The sequence below is a fragment of the Timaviella obliquedivisa GSE-PSE-MK23-08B genome, assembly GCA_019358855.1.
Lineage (GTDB): Bacteria > Cyanobacteriota > Cyanobacteriia > Elainellales > Elainellaceae > Timaviella > Timaviella obliquedivisa.
The window spans coordinates 446,442-462,177 of record JAHHII010000002.1; the positions used below are offsets into that span (position 1 = coordinate 446,442).

The 15,736-nt window shown below is 47.6% G+C and carries 17 protein-coding genes; 8 read left to right on the top strand and 9 right to left on the bottom strand.

The features are described from left to right. Positions 1 to 4 precede the first annotated feature (4 nt). Both KME11_05545 and rpsO read right to left on the bottom strand, forming a co-directional pair. Positions 5 to 445 carry a PAM68 family protein gene (locus KME11_05545; protein MBW4514671.1) on the bottom strand — a complete coding sequence of 147 codons (441 nt, stop codon included), beginning with the start codon at positions 443 to 445 and terminating at the stop codon, positions 5 to 7. Positions 446 to 515: 70 nt separating this feature from the next. Next, positions 516 to 785, bottom strand: coding sequence for a 30S ribosomal protein S15 (gene rpsO / locus KME11_05550; protein ID MBW4514672.1), 270 nt, complete (start codon positions 783 to 785; stop codon positions 516 to 518). A gap of 180 nt (positions 786 to 965) precedes the next feature. Between rpsO and KME11_05555 the strand changes: the two genes are divergently transcribed. Continuing rightward, a complete protein-coding gene (locus KME11_05555) occupies positions 966 to 2,018 on the top strand; it encodes a potassium channel protein (GenBank protein ID MBW4514673.1) in 1,053 nt (350 codons plus the stop codon). 14 nt (positions 2,019 to 2,032) lie between these two features. Here KME11_05555 and KME11_05560 read toward each other — a convergent pair whose 3' ends face one another. The 3 genes from KME11_05560 to rpmF all read right to left on the bottom strand — a co-directional run bounded on the left by KME11_05560 (position 2,033) and on the right by rpmF (position 4,177). Then, positions 2,033 to 3,139: a hypothetical protein gene (locus tag KME11_05560; GenBank protein ID MBW4514674.1), complete on the bottom strand. Its 1,107-nt coding sequence runs from the start codon at positions 3,137 to 3,139 to the stop codon at positions 2,033 to 2,035. Between the two features lie 137 nt (positions 3,140 to 3,276). Continuing rightward, positions 3,277 to 3,870 (bottom strand): sulfite oxidase-like oxidoreductase, encoded by a 594-nt coding sequence (locus KME11_05565; GenBank protein MBW4514675.1) that lies wholly within the window; start codon positions 3,868 to 3,870, stop codon positions 3,277 to 3,279. A 136-nt stretch (positions 3,871 to 4,006) separates the two neighbouring features. Beyond that, positions 4,007 to 4,177, bottom strand: coding sequence for a 50S ribosomal protein L32 (gene rpmF / locus KME11_05570; protein MBW4514676.1), 171 nt, complete (start codon positions 4,175 to 4,177; stop codon positions 4,007 to 4,009). Between the two features lie 166 nt (positions 4,178 to 4,343). On the opposite strand from rpmF, the gene KME11_05575 reads away from it, so the two are divergent. Both KME11_05575 and KME11_05580 read left to right on the top strand, forming a co-directional pair. Continuing rightward, entirely contained in the window at positions 4,344 to 5,183 is an 840-nt protein-coding gene (locus KME11_05575; GenBank protein ID MBW4514677.1) for a methylated-DNA--[protein]-cysteine S-methyltransferase, read from the top strand. 27 nt (positions 5,184 to 5,210) lie between these two features. Continuing rightward, positions 5,211 to 5,660, top strand: a complete 450-nt coding sequence (locus KME11_05580; GenBank protein MBW4514678.1) for a GNAT family N-acetyltransferase — start codon at positions 5,211 to 5,213, stop codon at positions 5,658 to 5,660. A gap of 14 nt (positions 5,661 to 5,674) precedes the next feature. On the opposite strand, the gene KME11_05585 is transcribed toward KME11_05580, so the two are convergent. From KME11_05585 to KME11_05595, 3 genes are read right to left on the bottom strand one after another with little or no spacing between them, the layout of a single operon-like run. Continuing rightward, positions 5,675 to 6,694, bottom strand: a complete 1,020-nt coding sequence (locus KME11_05585) for an ATP-binding cassette domain-containing protein (GenBank protein MBW4514679.1) — start codon at positions 6,692 to 6,694, stop codon at positions 5,675 to 5,677. A gap of 30 nt (positions 6,695 to 6,724) precedes the next feature. Continuing rightward, entirely contained in the window at positions 6,725 to 7,717 is a 993-nt protein-coding gene (locus tag KME11_05590; GenBank protein MBW4514680.1) for a heme o synthase, read from the bottom strand. A gap of 28 nt (positions 7,718 to 7,745) precedes the next feature. Then, positions 7,746 to 8,696, bottom strand: a complete 951-nt coding sequence (locus tag KME11_05595) for a heme A synthase (GenBank protein MBW4514681.1) — start codon at positions 8,694 to 8,696, stop codon at positions 7,746 to 7,748. Positions 8,697 to 9,343: 647 nt separating this feature from the next. On the opposite strand from KME11_05595, the gene KME11_05600 reads away from it, so the two are divergent. From KME11_05600 to KME11_05620, 5 genes are all read left to right on the top strand, one after another. Continuing rightward, positions 9,344 to 10,339, top strand: coding sequence for a cytochrome c oxidase subunit II (locus tag KME11_05600; protein ID MBW4514682.1), 996 nt, complete (start codon positions 9,344 to 9,346; stop codon positions 10,337 to 10,339). A 53-nt stretch (positions 10,340 to 10,392) separates the two neighbouring features. Continuing rightward, positions 10,393 to 12,066, top strand: coding sequence for a cytochrome c oxidase subunit I (gene ctaD, locus KME11_05605; protein ID MBW4514683.1), 1,674 nt, complete (start codon positions 10,393 to 10,395; stop codon positions 12,064 to 12,066). Between the two features lie 71 nt (positions 12,067 to 12,137). Beyond that, complete coding sequence (locus KME11_05610; GenBank protein MBW4514684.1) at positions 12,138 to 12,755, top strand: heme-copper oxidase subunit III; 618 nt, start codon at positions 12,138 to 12,140, stop codon at positions 12,753 to 12,755. Between the two features lie 4 nt (positions 12,756 to 12,759). Continuing rightward, positions 12,760 to 13,578 carry a tetratricopeptide repeat protein gene (locus tag KME11_05615; GenBank protein MBW4514685.1) on the top strand — a complete coding sequence of 273 codons (819 nt, stop codon included), beginning with the start codon at positions 12,760 to 12,762 and terminating at the stop codon, positions 13,576 to 13,578. 59 nt (positions 13,579 to 13,637) lie between these two features. Next, entirely contained in the window at positions 13,638 to 14,858 is a 1,221-nt protein-coding gene (locus tag KME11_05620) for an esterase-like activity of phytase family protein (protein ID MBW4514686.1), read from the top strand. 69 nt (positions 14,859 to 14,927) lie between these two features. Here the strand turns inward: KME11_05620 and KME11_05625 are convergent, their stop codons facing one another. Further along, complete coding sequence (locus KME11_05625; GenBank protein MBW4514687.1) at positions 14,928 to 15,632, bottom strand: Rpn family recombination-promoting nuclease/putative transposase; 705 nt, start codon at positions 15,630 to 15,632, stop codon at positions 14,928 to 14,930. Between the last annotated feature and the right edge of the window lie 104 nt (positions 15,633 to 15,736).

Consider the following 15,736-nt stretch of genomic DNA (forward strand, 5'->3'; position numbering starts at 1 on the left):
AATATTAGGTTTTGCGATCGCCGTTTTTCTGCCAAGCCTCAGTCATCCGTCCCCAGTTCACCTTAAATTCTTCCAACCCTATTTTGCTTCCTAGGCTATCCTCTTCCCACGAAGCCGACAGTACACCATAGGTCAACCCCACCACACCAAGCCCAAACCAGCCCAAGCTGACCAATAAAACAGCATAGGTTGGTAGCGGAAAAATGTCCTGGCTAACCACCCAATAGCTAATACCAAACGTAGACATTCCCAACGCTGAAGGAATGCCACTAAAAAGAGCCATTCGCTGAAGCATTCGGCGACTCACCACCTCAGGGATGCCACTATCTGCTTGGGTAGCTCGGCTCACCCTGGTACGGGAATTCGAGGCAGATTTTGTCACAACTGGCTTAGTCACAGATTTTTTTGAATCTACAGACTTACGGCTGACCGGCTCAAACGGCATCGGCTGACGGATAGAGTCGTCTGATGTCTTTTTGGGAGACTCGTCAGGAGAGGTAGGAGGCATTTCTAACCTAGCCCCGAATACCCAACCGGGCAATGATTTGGCGGTAGTGGTCTTGATCTTTCTTCATGATGTACGTTAACAGACGTTTGCGCTGACCAATCATTTTGAGGAGACCCCGACGAGAAGCATGGTCTTTTTTGTTAGTTTTGAGGTGAGCGCTAAGTTTGATAATGCGATCGGTCAACATGGCAACCTGAACCTCAGAAGATCCAGTGTCGGTTTCGTGAACTTGGTATTCACCAATAATTTCCTGTTTACGGGCTTGCAGCAATGGCATGGGCGTAATAATTTCCTAGATTCTAATCTTCGCAGTTAATAATAATATCACAGCCTACCCTTAGACAGGTAGGGCAGAAAGAGTTTTCTGGGTCACGGTTTTCTGGGTCACAGTTCTCTGGGTCACAAAGCAAATTGCTTTTCTGGGGCAATAATGTCTACATCCTGATGGAAGTCTGTTATGCGATCGCCCACCCGAGGCATTGTCACTGGCGCAATCTTTTTTACACTCACTCTCATTTTTGCAGTGACGGGCTACATCCTGCTAGGCTGCGCGCCGTTAGATGCATTCTACATGGTGGTCATTACCATATTTGGGGTTGGCTATGGTGAGATCTGCCCTATTTCTCCGTTCCAGAGATCTTTTACGATGCTGGTGATTATTGCAGGCGTTGTCTCATCGGCATTTATCGTGGGAGGAATTGTTCAAATGGTAACTGAAGGCGAAATTCATCGGGCGTTAGATAGCCGCAGAAAGACGAAAGATATTGAAAGCCTTGAAGGACATACGATTGTCTGTGGTTTTGGGCGAATCGGTCTGATTTTGGCTCGGAAGCTGACCGAAGAGAAAGAACCCTTTGTGATTCTGGACAATAACGCCGATCGCATTGCCGCTGCCGAAGAGATGGGGTTTCGGGTCTACCAAGGGAACGCCACTGATGAAGAAGCTTTGCAAGCCGTGGGCATTGAACGGGCACGAGTCTTAGCAACAGTGCTTCCTGATGATGCGACCAATGTCTTTATTACCCTCACTGGGCGGGGCTTGAATCCTCATCTCATGATCGTGGCACGTGGAGAACTGCCCTCAACAGAGAAAAAACTGCGGTTGGCAGGAGCCGATCATGTTGTGTCTCCTGCTAGCATCAGCGGGCAGCGGATGGCAAACTTGATTACTCATCCCAACATGGTAGAGTTCTTAGACCAAAGCGATGAGCGTGCCCGTCTCAATGAACTTTTGGCTCAAATCGATGTGCAGGTGGATGAACTCACGATTCCAAACCACTCGCCCTTGGTAGGCAGAACAATTGGAGATCTAGAAGTGCGCGGAAAAGGAACCTTTATCGTAGTGGCGCTACGGCGACAAGATGGCGAAATGATCACTCATCCTGGCTATGCAACTCTCTTGAGAAGTGGCGATACGGTGATTGTGTTAGGACACCACGGTGATCTGCCCCAGTTTACGCAAATGTTTCAGATCAAAAATCAGCGTTGGTATCGGGGAACAAAGATTTAACCTATTAAGAGATCTCAATAACCTGCTTGTTGAAGTCGCAGCATGAGTGCCGATCGATGACTGTAGTCATCTCGTATTTTTTTAATTCGGGCAACAAACTGAGGCAATGTTTCTTGCTGTTCTGCTAAGTCTCGCAAGTCAATTAAATATTCGATCGCCTGGTCATAAGCTTTGGTTTGCTTCAGTTCAATTAATCGAAAAACTTCTTGCCACATAAGGTTCTCTTTAGGCGCAAGGACTTCTAGTTGTGCCATTCGAGCCTGGCGGGCAATTTGTTGTTCGCGGGTTTTACGGTTTTTTTCTTGAGTCAGAGCGATCGCCATTAAGTCGGCAAGCGATCGCCTGGGCTGATCAGAGGGCGCGATGGAGCGAGTTAGCTGATTCACCTGGCGTAATCTTTGAATCAACTGACTTGCCACATGAGACTCGCCCCGCGCCAACCGAATCAAAAAGCTGTTGCGCTCAGCTTCAGGTAAAGCAGCCACCCAGGTTTCAATGGGTTCAGATTCTTCTTCTTCAAAAGGACTGTTTTCAGCGGCGGCGCTCAGGAGATCTTCATCTAACCCAAACAGATCGACAAAAGAACTGAGAGCAGAAGAGAGATTGCCTAAGTTAGGCGGAACAGGAGGCTCAATGAAATCTTCATCCTCCTCTGAGTCAACCTGGATGGCAATCAACCAAGCTAAATACAGCATCCGCAGATCGCCTCGCAGCAAATCATCGCGCAGCGGCACCAGCTTTGTCAGCCAATCTTCTTCCCGAATCCAGCCTAAGCCTTCTTCTTCAGTAATTTTGAGGTTAAGAAGGATGTGCTCAGAGGTCGTAGAAATAGTGAGAGAATGGGGAACACAATAGGGAGCAAAAAGTAGAGGATTGAGGAGCGCTCGTGGAAATCGAAAGATCACCTGTTGTATTCCAAAGCTTGCCTGATACAACATGGCATCAAAGCACCGCTCCACCAATTGTTGAGGATCAATCTTAAAATCACCAAAGCTATAAACAAACGTTGCCTTATTAGAAGTTAGCTCAACGCGGCTAGACAAGCTCCTTACATAAGACAACTCATCTTTCGTTAGAGGTCGATCTAATGCTTGGAATTCGTAGTGCTGATACTCACTCATTGCATTCGTCCTATTTATCATTTGACGACAATTTGGATATCACCGTCATTACATAGGACTCTAGCGAAAAACGAGTCAATACGCACGATCTTTGTACATTTCAATCAATTTTGTGCTAAGAGCAGTGGCTGAAGATTTTAAGAGCTGTATCGTTCCTCTGCCCAAGGGTCACCTCGATGGTGATAGCCATTGCGCTCCCAAAAGCCTAATTCCTGATGACTGAGAAACTCCAGTCCATTGATCCATTTAGCGCTTTTCCAGGCATAGATATGGGGAACGACTGAGCGCATAGGGCCACCATGCTCAACAGGCAACGGCTCACCCATTAAGGTATGGGCAAAGAAATTTTCTTCTCGGACAAAATCGTCCATAGAGATGTTAGTGGTATAGCCGCCATAGCAATGCTCCATGACATGTACGGCTTCAGGAGCAACCTCAATATGTTGCATGAAATCAGTAATTTTTACACCTGTCCACTGCACATCTAGTTTTGACCAAGTCGTAACACAGTGAAAATCTGCTGTGAAGTCATGCTGGGGCATTGCCATAAAATCTGCCCAGGTGAAAGTTTTGGGCGTAGCCAACCCCCAGACCTTAAGCTCCCAGTTTTCAGGAGTAATGTTGGGAGTTTCACCATAAGTCAGGACTGGAAAGCCCTTCGCTAAGTGTTGCCCCGCGGGAACTCGCGCTTGTTGATCTGGGGTAGGTTTTTGGAAAAACTTGCCTAGCATGAGCCTTCCTTACGGTGTAGAGATTAAGGTGTGGAGATCAACGTCAGACCAAAAGCAAATCCGGCATTAGGTTGAGACTTTCTAGGGTCTATTCTAAATGCCGGATTGAGAGCAGTGAAGCGCTAAAGGCAGTTGCCTACTCTTCTTCTTCTTCCTGCTGAGGATAAATGAAACTTGTAGAGCGGTTGGTCAGAACAGATTTGCCGAGGGAAAGTGCTTTTTGGGCAGCGACCGCAGCCTTTTTCTTCCAGTTTGCTTTACGCTGATCGCGCTTGGAGCTTGAGGTTTTCTTCTTAGGAACAGCCATGAGCGGAGATACCGACTTTTTACAACCTTTCTATAATAACGGTTGAGTTCATAATCTGTCTCAATCTTTATGAATTTGCTGCTTTGCCCGATCGCAAGAAACGGGTCGCTTTAGCGGAGCGCTATCCGTAAAGTAAGGAAGCGCAAGACGTGAGAGGATGGAGATCATGGGCACTTTGAACCGTATAGAGAACAGCGAAGACTATAGCCGGGTGGCACGGGCGATCGCCTTCATTCAGCAAAACCACTTAGTCCAGCCTAATCTGACAACTGTGGCACAACATATTGGACTGAGCGACTCTCATTTTCAGCGGTTATTTACTCAGTGGGCGGGTATCAGCCCCAAGCGATTTTTACAATATCTCAATATTGAGTATGCCAAGTCAAAAATTTCCCAGAGTAGAAGTCTTTTGGATCTCACATTAGACCTGGGACTGTCCAGTTCAGGACGACTGCACGATTTATTTGTAAATTTGGAAGCAATGTCGCCAGGAGAATTTAAAGCAGGCGGGACAGGCTTGCAAATTCGCTATGGCATTCATGATACTCCGTTTGGCAAAGCGCTCATTGCCAGTACGCTTCGAGGAATTTGTCACCTTCAATTTGATGGGGATGAGCAAGCACTGCGATTGGAATGGGCAAATGCTGACATTGTTCTTGATCCCCAAACGACTCAGCCCCTCTGTGATTTGATTTTCAATCCAGGTAGCTATAACGAGCGGCTAACGGTCTGGGTGAAAGGCACTAATTTTCAGGTACAAGTCTGGCGGGCACTGCTGACTATCCCCTTCGGTGAGATGAGTACTTACCAGAGGCTTGCTGAACAGATAGGTCGTCCGACAGCAGCGAGAGCCGTGGGCAATGCAGTGGGTAAAAATTTTATTGGCTACCTGATCCCATGCCATCGCGTGATTCGGGAGTCGGGAGAGTTAGGCGGCTACCGTTGGGGCTTGGAGCGCAAGACTGCAATTTTGGGCTGGGAAGCAAGCCGGATGGGCGATCGCTAATAGTTGTTCAAAATTTTAAGGCAAAACATGGAAGTCATTCTAGCTAGATCTGATCATCTCGAAGAAGTTGCAAAATTGTTTGATCAGTATCGTGTTTTTTACCAGCAACGCTCAGACCTTGAAGCCGCTCGGCAGTTTCTTGAACAGCGGTTTGAGAGCCAGGACTCTATCTTGCTCTTGGCACGTGAAGCTGAGCAAACAGTCGGATTTACTCAGCTTTATCCCAGTTTTTCATCGATATCAATGCAGCGAGTCTGGATTTTGAACGATTTATTTGTGGCTGAGTCGCATCGTGGACAAGGGATCGCCAAATTGCTGATGGGGAGAGCAGAAAAGTATGCACGACAGACAGATGCAGTCCGAATCATTTTGGCAACGCAAATCTCTAATGCGGCAGCCCAGACACTTTACGAGTCGCTTGGCTACATCAAGGATGAGATGTTTTATCACTATGCGCTGCGGCTAGGTAAGCTTTAATCTCCAGCCTGCCGCTATCGCATATTCTGCTTGCGCTCTGCCTTGGCATCTCGCGTACTAGCAGCAGCTAGCTCTGCATCTAAAATCGTTTGTCCGGTGGCTGCTAAATACACATCGTCTAGGCTTGGACGCGATTGAGAAATCCCAAAGGTCGGAAGGCTAGCTTCTTTCAGTGCTTGCTGAATGTTCATTAACGCTTCGCTTTGGGAAGTGACCACTAAATTAAGGGAATTGCCTTGGGCACTGTTGATAATGACCTCTTGAACGAAAGGGAGAGATTGCAGCATTGATTTAACAGTTTCGGCTTCTTCAAGAGAGGTGAACTCTCGGACTCGCAGCGTAACGCGATCGCCTCCAATCTGATCTTTCAAGGCTGAAGGCGTACCGGATGCAATTACCAGACCGCGATCGATAATGGCGACGCGATCGGCTAAAGCATCAACTTCTTCTAAGTAATGGCTAGTTAGCACGACGGTTGTACCCTGAGTACGAAGCTGCCGTAAAAAATCCCAAACTGCGACTCGGCTCTCAATATCCAAGCCCACCGTTGGCTCATCTAGCACCAGCACATCCGGTTTGTGAAGCAGACCTGCCGCCAAGTCGAGGCGCTTTTTAAGTCCGCCAGAGTAAGTTCCAGTCTTTAGATCTGCCCAATCTTCTAGACCTAGGAGGGCGATCGACTGATTAATTTGTTCTTGGGCAGTTGAGCGGGGAAGATGATAGAGAGCCGCTTGCAACTGAAGGAGTTCGCGTCCAGTCAATACTTTGTCTAGAGCGACTTCCTGCGCCACATAGCCCAATCGCTGACGGGCGAGTTTAGGCTGGTCTAGAACAGAAATTCCAGAAACCTCAAGTTTGCCCGCATCGGGGGTTGCGAGGGTGCAAAGGCAACGGAGCGTTGTGGTTTTACCTGCACCATTGGGCCCTAGCAGCCCAAAGATTTCACCTGGCTCAACTCGAATCGAGACATCTTTAACAGCTTCGACAGCGCCGTAGCGCTTCTGGAGTTTTTCGATTAAGACGGCAGGAGGCATCACACTTTCCATATTCAACAGAATTCTCCTCTATTTTAGAGGTAGATTGCTGAGTATCCAGGTGAGATTCTCTGTCAGCGTAGTGGCGAAGAAGGCAGTCAGTTGGTGCGTAACAGGCAAGCTATCGATCGCCATTCCCGCAGAGAGCAGCATCATATATAGCAGAGAGTACTTAAATAGCGATCGGGCTAAACCTTGATCTTCAGGCGTTTGCAAGAGCATCCAAGCTTTGTTGATAAAGATACCGTTTAGCAAAAGGGCGATCGCGGCATACACTGCACCCATGACGTGTAGAGGGTAAACCAGCGTAAACGTCATCGGCACCATCAACAGCGTATAAATCCAAATTTGTTTAGCGGTCTGAGCATCGCCCACAATCACGGGCAGCATCGGCACACCAACTTTGGCATAGTCCTTCTGAATCATCATGGCTAATGCCCAGAAGTGAGGAGGAGTCCAAAGAAAAATGATCAGAAAATAAGCCCAAGCTGCCCAGCTTAAGTCGCCCGTTACTGCTGCCCAACCCACGAGCGGCGGAATGGCTCCTGCGGCTCCACCAATGACAATGTTTTGAGTGCTATGGCGCTTGAGCCAGTGGGTATAAACCAGCACGTAAGCAACAATGCCAGACATGGCTAGGCAAGCACTTAGCAAATTAGCAAAGACGGTTAGCAGTGTAAACGAGAGGGCGGCAAGAGTCAGAGCAAACACCAGCGCGTCTCTGGGCTGGATTCTGCCAGAGGGCAAAGGGCGATGCCGAGTCCGCTCCATGTCGTAGTCAATATCGCGATCGTAAATGCAATTAATAACGTTAGCAGAGGCAGAGGCAAGAGTGCCACCCAACAGCGTGACCAATACGAGTAAGGGATCAACTCTTCCCTCGGCAGCAATCCACATGCTGCCAGCAGTAGTCACCAAAAGCAAAATGATGATGCGGGGCTTAGTGAGTTGCCAGTAGCTTTGAATGACTTGCCAAAAGTTTTGGTGATGGCGAGGTGAACTTGACCAAGTTGTTTCTTGCATAACAGAGGGGAGATTTAGAAAAGGAAATTCAGGATTCTTCTAGAGCAAAGGAGCGATCGCGCCAAGTCAGGACAGTAAAGCAAACTAACACGCCCAACAACGCTGCCCCGATCGCCTGATGGGAAACGGTCAGCAGTTCTACTTGCAGGTGCAGTCGAAACGTTGCCAGACCTAGAGCAACTTGTAGAAGCAATAGAACACCAATAAGCTGGGCTAGCCTACGAATTTCACCACTTAAAGCAGGCGTACGCCAAGTTAGCCCCACAACTGCCAAAGCAGCGAGGGCAGCCGGAATCACACCGACCAAATGAGTATTCATAACACTGCAAAGTTGGGAAATTTGTAGGCATTGATGAACTGCCCAACGCGAACCAACTAGAGCGCCTGAAAGGCTTTGCAAATAGATAAGAACAGCAGCGATCAGGCCAAACCAAGGCAATTTACCAACCGTGCCCGTACCTTTGTAAGGCATTAGCAAAGTGCCCATGATCAGAAGGGTAATGAAGAACGCGAGTGCTGTGCCAAGATGGGCGGTCACAATGTCAAACCGCAGCAATTGAGTGACGGTTAAACCGCCTAAAACACCTTGGCAAATAATTAATCCTAAAGCCACAGTGGCAACCCAAGGAGTCCAAGGAGGAAGCGCGCGACGATGCCACCCAGAAAGGACAGCAAGGGCGATCGCCATTAACCCAATCAGCGCTGCATCTAAACGGTGGAACCACTCTAGAAACACCTGCAAATTCATTTGCTTTGTCGGGACAAGCGTTCCGTAACACAAAGGCCAGTCTGGGCAAGCCAGTCCGGCGTTCATGACTCGGGTGGCACTCCCGATCGCCATGAGGAGAAAGGTGGCGATCGCAATTTTCCAAACTAACCGCCGGATGAGATCTTGAGGGCTAGAAAAAGATTTCGATGAAGATGTGAATGCCGACTTAGGGAAAGTTGTTACGTCTGGAAACATACTGGAGTCATTCATCAGCGCACATCTAAAATTAAGTAGAACGATTCGGTTGAGTAAATAGATGAAACAAAGTATGAGCAGAACATTCTTCGCTGATTATTGTGCAACTGATAGCTACCCATTTCAGCGAGTCAGGTTTACCCCTTGCCTCTCTGGCTACTACTTTAGTAGAACCAATCCGAGATTGCACCAAGCTTTAGGATTTTCTACAGATTAAATTCTATTTATCCTTGGCTTTCTATTGAAAACTAAGCTTAAAGAGACTTCTCCTCAAAACTTCTACGATCTATTTGGGCACTTGCTTACAGCAAATCTCAAAATCCGTCAATTATTACGAAAACCTTAAATGGTTGTGAAGTAAATCTTAAAACTATCTGCAAATCAGCCCTATTCTTCTCAATTCGTTGTCATGATTACCGTGGCAATATTAAAAGGTCTTTATCTGGTTAGTAGAGAGAAGTTCAAGCTGTTACTAGCAACATTGCCATCCCGTTTGTAAAATTGAAAACCTAAAAGTTGAAAACCTTCGACAGTTTATTGCGGTAGCATCAAAGTTAGGGTTTCTCTAAATTAAGCACCCTCCTTGATTTAACCTTTACTTTTTTGAAAGAGTCTCTAGCCCTAATTCCTTCAACTCACCTCTCTGGATACCCTGACTAGCCGTGAATATTCCAACAAACATCCTTACAATGCTGGCTGGCATTGCTCTAACGCTAGTCAGCCTATGGTACGGAAAAAATCATGGATTGATGCCCGTTGAGGCATCTAGCGATGCTGCCCTAATTGATGGGTTATTTGACTCCATGATGACCATTAGTATGGGCATTTTTTTGCTTGTAGAAGGAGTCTTAGTGATTTGTCTCCTCAAGTTTCGCCGCAAGCCCGGAGACGAAACCGATGGACCCGCGATCGACGGTAACATTCCCCTAGAAATTGTCTGGACTGCCATTCCTGCCGTCATCGTTTTAGTGATTGGCGTTTACAGTTTCGACATCTATAACCAAATGGGCGGATTTGATCCCGAAGCCGCTGGAGATTCCGCTGTTGTCCAAGTCGCTATGATGCCTGGAGATGGAGCAACGCAGATGATCGAGGCTCAATCCAAACACCGCGGGCACAATCACATGGCATTAGGCATTGGAGCATCGCCCGAAAACGCCAATCATCCTGCTGACCTCACAGTTGATGTAGTAGGAATGCAGTACGCCTGGATCTTCACCTACCCTGAAAGCGGCGTGACCGCTGGCGAGCTTCACGTTCCTGTGAACAAAGACATCAGAATTAATCTACAAGCAAAAGATGTTATTCACGCTTTTTGGCTACCCGAGTTCCGGCTGAAGCAAGACGTTATCCCTGGTCAAGGAACAGAACTACGCTTTGTGCCCACTCGAATTGGCGAATATCCCATCATTTGTGCTGAACTCTGTGGACCCTATCACGGGGGCATGAATAGCCGTCTTTATGTCCAAACTCAAGCAGACTACGATCTCTGGCTACAGTCTCAGGTCGCCAGTCAAGCAGATGACAATCAAACCGTTGCTGCCGCCAATGAAGCCCCCGACACTCGTTTCTTGGCTGCCTATGCCGAGCGAGTAGGAATTGATAATAAAGCTCTTAAGCAGCTTCATGCCCATCACTCACAGGTTCATAGCCTGTAGCACACTGACTAAACCCCTCCTCTCGTTTGGTTGAACTTAAGTAGGATTTCAGCATGACTCAAGTGAAAAATGCACCAGTAGCCGCCGTTGCTCCTGCCCATGAGACAGAGCGCAAATGGTGGCACTTCTTCACCTTTAGTACTGACCACAAAGTGATTGGGATCCAGTACATTGTTACCTCCTTTGTTTTCTATATAATCGGCGGTTCTTTAGCGACCGCCATTCGCACAGAACTAGCAACGCCTGCTCCAGATTTTGTAACGCCTGAGGTCTACAACAGCCTCCTAACGCTGCATGGCACAATAATGATCTTTCTGTGGATTATTCCGGCAGGTGCAGGGCTGGCAAACTATCTCATTCCGCTGATGATTGGCGCCCGCGATATGGCGTTTCCTAAGCTCAACGCGGTTGCATTTTGGATGATTCCCCCTGCTGGCTTAATGCTAGTGCTGAGTTTCTTTCTAGAAGCTCCTCAATCGGGTTGGACTTCTTACCCCCCTTTAAGCTTAATGACAGGCAAAGTGGGCGAAGGCATTTGGATCTTCAGTTTGTTGATCTCTGGAACCTCCTCAATTTTGGGGGCAATTAACTTTTTGGTCACGATCGTCAAAATGCGCGTTCCAAGCATGGGCATTCACCAAATGCCTTTGTTCTGCTGGGCGATGCTGTCGACTTCGGGCTTGGTTTTAATTGGCACTCCGGTATTAGCCGGCGCACTCATTTTGCTGGCATTCGATTTGCTAGCGGGAACTGCCTTCTTCAACCCAACGGGTGGCGGCGACCCGGTGGTTTATCAACACATGTTTTGGTTCTATTCCCATCCGGCGGTTTACATTATGGTGCTGCCCTTGTTTGGGGCGATTTCAGATATTCTGCCAGTACACGCACGCAAGCCCATTTTTGGATATAAGGCGATCGCCTATTCCAGTATTGCCATCTCGTTCCTAGGATTAATTGTTTGGGCACACCATATGTTTACCAGTGGTACCCCGGCATGGCTGCGGATGTTCTTCATGATCACCACTATGGTCATTGCTGTTCCAACTGGCATTAAAGTGTTTGGCTGGCTTGCCACCATTTGGGGAGGAAAGATTTCTCTTAACAGCGCCATGGTATTTGCCATGGGCTTTATTGCGGTGTTTGTAATTGGCGGTATTAGCGGTGTCATGTTGGCTGCTGTGCCGTTCGACATCCACGTTCACGATACTTATTTTGTCGTGGCTCACCTGCATTACGTTTTGTTTGGAGGCAGTGTCTTTGGTATCTACGCCGCCATTTACCATTGGTTCCCCAAAATGACAGGACGAATGATGAACGAGCCGTTGGGCCTTATTCACTTTGTGCTGACGTTCATTGGTATGAACTTAACGTTTCTTCCCATGCACCAGTTGGGATTGCTGGGCATGAATCGTCGAATTGCCTTCTACGATCCCCGATTTACCTCGCTGAATCAACTGGTCACCTTGGGGTCTTATATTCTTGCCGTTTCCACCTTCCCTTTTCTATTTAATGCCGTTTGGAGTTGGTTGAAGGGTAAGCCTGCTGCTGATAATCCTTGGCGAGCGTTGACTCTAGAGTGGCAAACCTCATCGCCACCCATGATTGAGAACTTTGAAGTGTTGCCTGTCCTGACAATGGGCCCCTATGACTACGGGATGAGTCATGAGTCAACAGAGGCAGATCCTGAATCTGGAACGCCTGTTTTGTCAGGGAGTCCCAGCGCTTAATTGAGGTTTAGGGCAGATCAAAGTGCCCTATCAAAGTTTTAATATCCATCGCTAAGAATGTCGAGAAATCTATGCAAGGAACCGTTGACCCGGCTAAAGCAGACTTAAACCATCATGCAGCGACGATCGCCACTGAACACGAGGCCCATCCCGACCATCGGATGTTTGGACTCATCGTTTTCTTAGGCGCTGAGAGCATGATCTTTTTAGGCTTGTTTGCGGCATATCTGACCTTTCGGGTGGTCTATCCTGAATGGCCTCCCGCAGGCACGCCAGAACGCGAGTTGCTGCTGCCCTCCATTAACACCGCCATTCTCATTGGCAGTAGCTTTGTAATTCATAATGCTGAAGCCGACATCAAAAGCAACAACGTTAAAGGCTTACAGATCTGGTTTGGAGCGACTGCCCTCATGGGAATTATCTTTTTGGCAGGGCAGCTTTATGAATACATGCACCTAGAGTTTGGGCTTAAAACCAATCTTTACGCCAGCACGTTTTATGTACTGACTGGGTTTCATGGGTTGCACGTATTTTTGGGCGTATGTTTGATTTTGGCGGTTTTGTGGCGATCGCTCAGAACGGCTCACTATTCCGAAGAGCATCATTTTGGGGTAGAAGCCGCCGAGCTTTATTGGCACTTTGTTGATGTGATTTGGATTATCCTGTTCATTCTTTTGTATCTTCTTTAATCCCATGGGTGTTTCTGTCGAAGTTGATAGCGTTACTTTCGCCACTGAGGTACTAGAGGTCTCGTTCCAAAAACCTGTTTTGGTTGATTTCTTTGCCCAGTGGTGTGGGCCCTGCAAAATGCTGAAACCCATGCTGGAAGCCTTGGCACAGGAATATGATTTTGTGCTGGCAAAAGTTGATATTGATCAAAGCCCGGATTTAGCTCAGACCTACAAAGTTGAAGGCGTTCCGGATGTGCGAGTGGTCATTCAGGGAGATGTAAATCCGGGGTTTGTGGGCGTTTTGCCCGAACCACAGCTTCGAGAGTTTTTATCTAATCTCAGCCTCAAGTCTGATCTAGATTTAGGGTTAGAGGCGGTCAAGGCGGCGATCGCCCAAGGCGACATTGAGCAAGCCAAAGCGTTTTTTGGACACCTCATTAGCGAGTTTCCCCAAAGCCAAAAGCTGGCGATCGCCGCTGCCAAATTTCTGATTACCCAGGGCAGCTTCGAGTCTACCGAGAAAATCCTCGCTACAGTTCCTGAAGCAGATAGAGAATACTACCCGCAAGTTAAAGCCCTTCGGGAGCTAATTTCGCTGAAGCAAGAAAGTGAAAATCCTAGCACTCATGAACTTGACGAACCTTTTTTTGCGGCAATTAATCAGGTTCTAGGAGAAAATTATGAAGCGGCGCTGACCCAATTATTAGATCTCGTCAGCCGCAACCGTAAGTACCGTAATGATGGAGCACGGAAAGCAATGGTGATGGTGTTTGAGTTAATGGGGGATGAAAACCCGTTAACCAATCAATATCGGCGAAAGTTGACCTCGGCGCTCTACTAGAAGATAGACTCTAGCTTTTTTACGGTTGCTCACAAAGGTCAAAATGGAACGTCAAAATGATGGGTAGCAGAATCTTTAGATGGCTTCGATCGCTCTACTCTTTGCGAGTTTTAGGAGTGGCGATCGCCCTCTTTTTCGCCTTCACCCTCACAGGCTGTGGTATTACTCCTGTCAAAGCCGAAGACCGTATCTTCCGTAACCTTAGTCTCGACTTTCTGGGCGAATATCGTCTCCCAAAAATGCAGTTTGCTGAAACAACAGTGGGCGGATTATCGGGCATTGTCTACGATCGGCAGCGCGATCGCTTTTACGCCATTTCAGATGATCGGAGCGAGTATAATCCTGCCCGCTTTTACACCCTCAAGCTCAAGCTCGAACCTTCTGCTACTCTACCCGACAGCCTCATTCAATCGGTTGAAGTTGAGAAGGTGACTCTACTCAAAGATGCGAACGGTAAACCTTTTGCAAAAGGCACTCTCGATCCTGAAGGCATTGCTCTAACGCCTCGCCATTCGCTCTTTATTTCCAGTGAAGGCGTAAGCCGCGATGGCGTCAATCCTTTTGTTAACGAGTTTGATTTAGAAACCGGGCAGCAGCGATCGGCTCTGTCTATTCCTAAGCGCTTTCTGCCTAAACCAGATGAAATGTTGGGCATCCGAGATAACCAAGGATTTGAATCCTTAACTTTGAGTGCAGTCGGGTTTGCCAGTGGTCAACAATTAGAGCCGTTTCGCCTATTTACCGCAACTGAGTCCGCGATCGCTCAAGATCTTCCTCCCAATTTTCCCCCAGATTCGTTGCCCCCTGTCTCGGCTCCCGTCCGGTTTCTTCACTACCTAATTGGAGAAGAAAATTCAGCTTCTATGCTGATCTCAGAGCACATTTACTTGCTGGATCAACCGCCACCCGAAACGAAGAACAACGGTTTGACTGAGATGTTGGTGCTAGACCAGGGCGGACATTTTTTGAGTTTAGAGCGATCGTTTGGTGCCGCAGGATTTGGGGCAAAGCTATTTCAGATGGCAACAGGTGGCGCTAATGACACCTCTACGTTTGATGCATTCCAGGGAAATATTGGCGGAGTGACTCCTATTTATAAAGAGCCTCTGCTAGATTTAGCCGAACTGGGCATTCCCCTAGACAACTTAGAAGGCATGACCCTAGGGCCCCAACTTCCTGATGGGACACAAACTCTATTACTGGTCAGCGACGATAACTTTAATGACTTGCAGACAACACAGTTTTTGCTATTTCGGCTGCGAGGCAATTCTATACAATAGAAAACTTTAGAGATCGCGCTGCCAAAAAAATACGCGCTCGGCAATTCCGTTTAGTTTCCGATTTAGAGTTCACGGAGATTCATCTATCGGTTGCTGAAGTTGATGCACTTCAGCAACCGATAGCCCCGTGGAAGGAGCAATGATGTCAATTGCCACGCCTCTACGTAAAAGATTTATGGCGATTTCTCGCTGCTTCTTCTCTTCTCCCTCCGCCAAGATTGAACGATAAACGGTTGATTCTTGCATAATGTCCCTCCGGAGTAAGCGATAAATAACCTCACCCTCTAATTTTAGTCCAGCTAAAATCCCTGACGCTGCCATCAAATTAGCTTTTGTAGTCGGTTCTGAAATTTGATCTATCACTTGGGCAACTTGGCGCAGCGTCGCTTCTGGATTTGCACCCTGACCTAAAACTGCAAAGGGAAGTAGTCCAGGATATTGTAAGAAGAGTGAGGCGGGTTGTTCCCAGAGGCGGATTACATGAAATTCATGGTGAGTACGTTCCATCATAAAGTTAGTCTGATGAACTAACGCTGATCCTGTCTGCTTCAGGTAAATTACCACCTGCCGCATAGTTTTATTTGGATATTTTCGATATACACGCACGCGGTAATCTAACATGCGAAATGGAAGAGGTTGCTTAGGGAGTGTTTGAAACTCTAAGTGTAGAACAGAGTCGTCTGACTCCAGCAGAATCAAGGCATCAGCACGGATCGGGTCGAGGGAAAGTTCAGAGGGTTTGAGTTCTGTCAGGGTGACAGACTTTCCTAACAGCCAAGTGGCAAAGTCGGCTGAGAGGTGAGAGCAGTAATGGAACTTTGTAAAGCATTACGTGCTTGTCCTTTTTTCACAGTCAGAGTTCTATTTTCAAACTAATA

Bases quoted from the DNA above. Each gene is read 5' to 3' on its own strand.
- KME11_05610 (MBW4514684.1), top strand. From the start codon at position 12,138: ATGCAAGGAACCGTTGACCCGGCTAAAGCAGACTTAAACCATCATGCA.
- KME11_05615 (MBW4514685.1), top strand. From the start codon at position 12,760: ATGGGTGTTTCTGTCGAAGTTGATAGCGTTACTTTCGCCACTGAGGTA.
- KME11_05545 (MBW4514671.1), bottom strand. From the start codon at position 445: ATGCCGTTTGAGCCGGTCAGCCGTAAGTCTGTAGATTCAAAAAAATCT.
- ctaD (MBW4514683.1), top strand. From the start codon at position 10,393: ATGACTCAAGTGAAAAATGCACCAGTAGCCGCCGTTGCTCCTGCCCAT.
- KME11_05580 (MBW4514678.1), top strand. From the start codon at position 5,211: ATGGAAGTCATTCTAGCTAGATCTGATCATCTCGAAGAAGTTGCAAAA.
- KME11_05620 (MBW4514686.1), top strand. From the start codon at position 13,638: ATGGGTAGCAGAATCTTTAGATGGCTTCGATCGCTCTACTCTTTGCGA.
- KME11_05595 (MBW4514681.1), bottom strand. From the start codon at position 8,696: ATGAATGACTCCAGTATGTTTCCAGACGTAACAACTTTCCCTAAGTCG.
- KME11_05555 (MBW4514673.1), top strand. From the start codon at position 966: ATGCGATCGCCCACCCGAGGCATTGTCACTGGCGCAATCTTTTTTACA.
- KME11_05560 (MBW4514674.1), bottom strand. From the start codon at position 3,139: ATGAGTGAGTATCAGCACTACGAATTCCAAGCATTAGATCGACCTCTA.
- rpsO (MBW4514672.1), bottom strand. From the start codon at position 785: ATGCCATTGCTGCAAGCCCGTAAACAGGAAATTATTGGTGAATACCAA.
- KME11_05565 (MBW4514675.1), bottom strand. From the start codon at position 3,870: ATGCTAGGCAAGTTTTTCCAAAAACCTACCCCAGATCAACAAGCGCGA.
- KME11_05590 (MBW4514680.1), bottom strand. From the start codon at position 7,717: ATGCAAGAAACAACTTGGTCAAGTTCACCTCGCCATCACCAAAACTTT.
- KME11_05585 (MBW4514679.1), bottom strand. From the start codon at position 6,694: ATGCCTCCTGCCGTCTTAATCGAAAAACTCCAGAAGCGCTACGGCGCT.
- KME11_05575 (MBW4514677.1), top strand. From the start codon at position 4,344: ATGGGCACTTTGAACCGTATAGAGAACAGCGAAGACTATAGCCGGGTG.
- rpmF (MBW4514676.1), bottom strand. From the start codon at position 4,177: ATGGCTGTTCCTAAGAAGAAAACCTCAAGCTCCAAGCGCGATCAGCGT.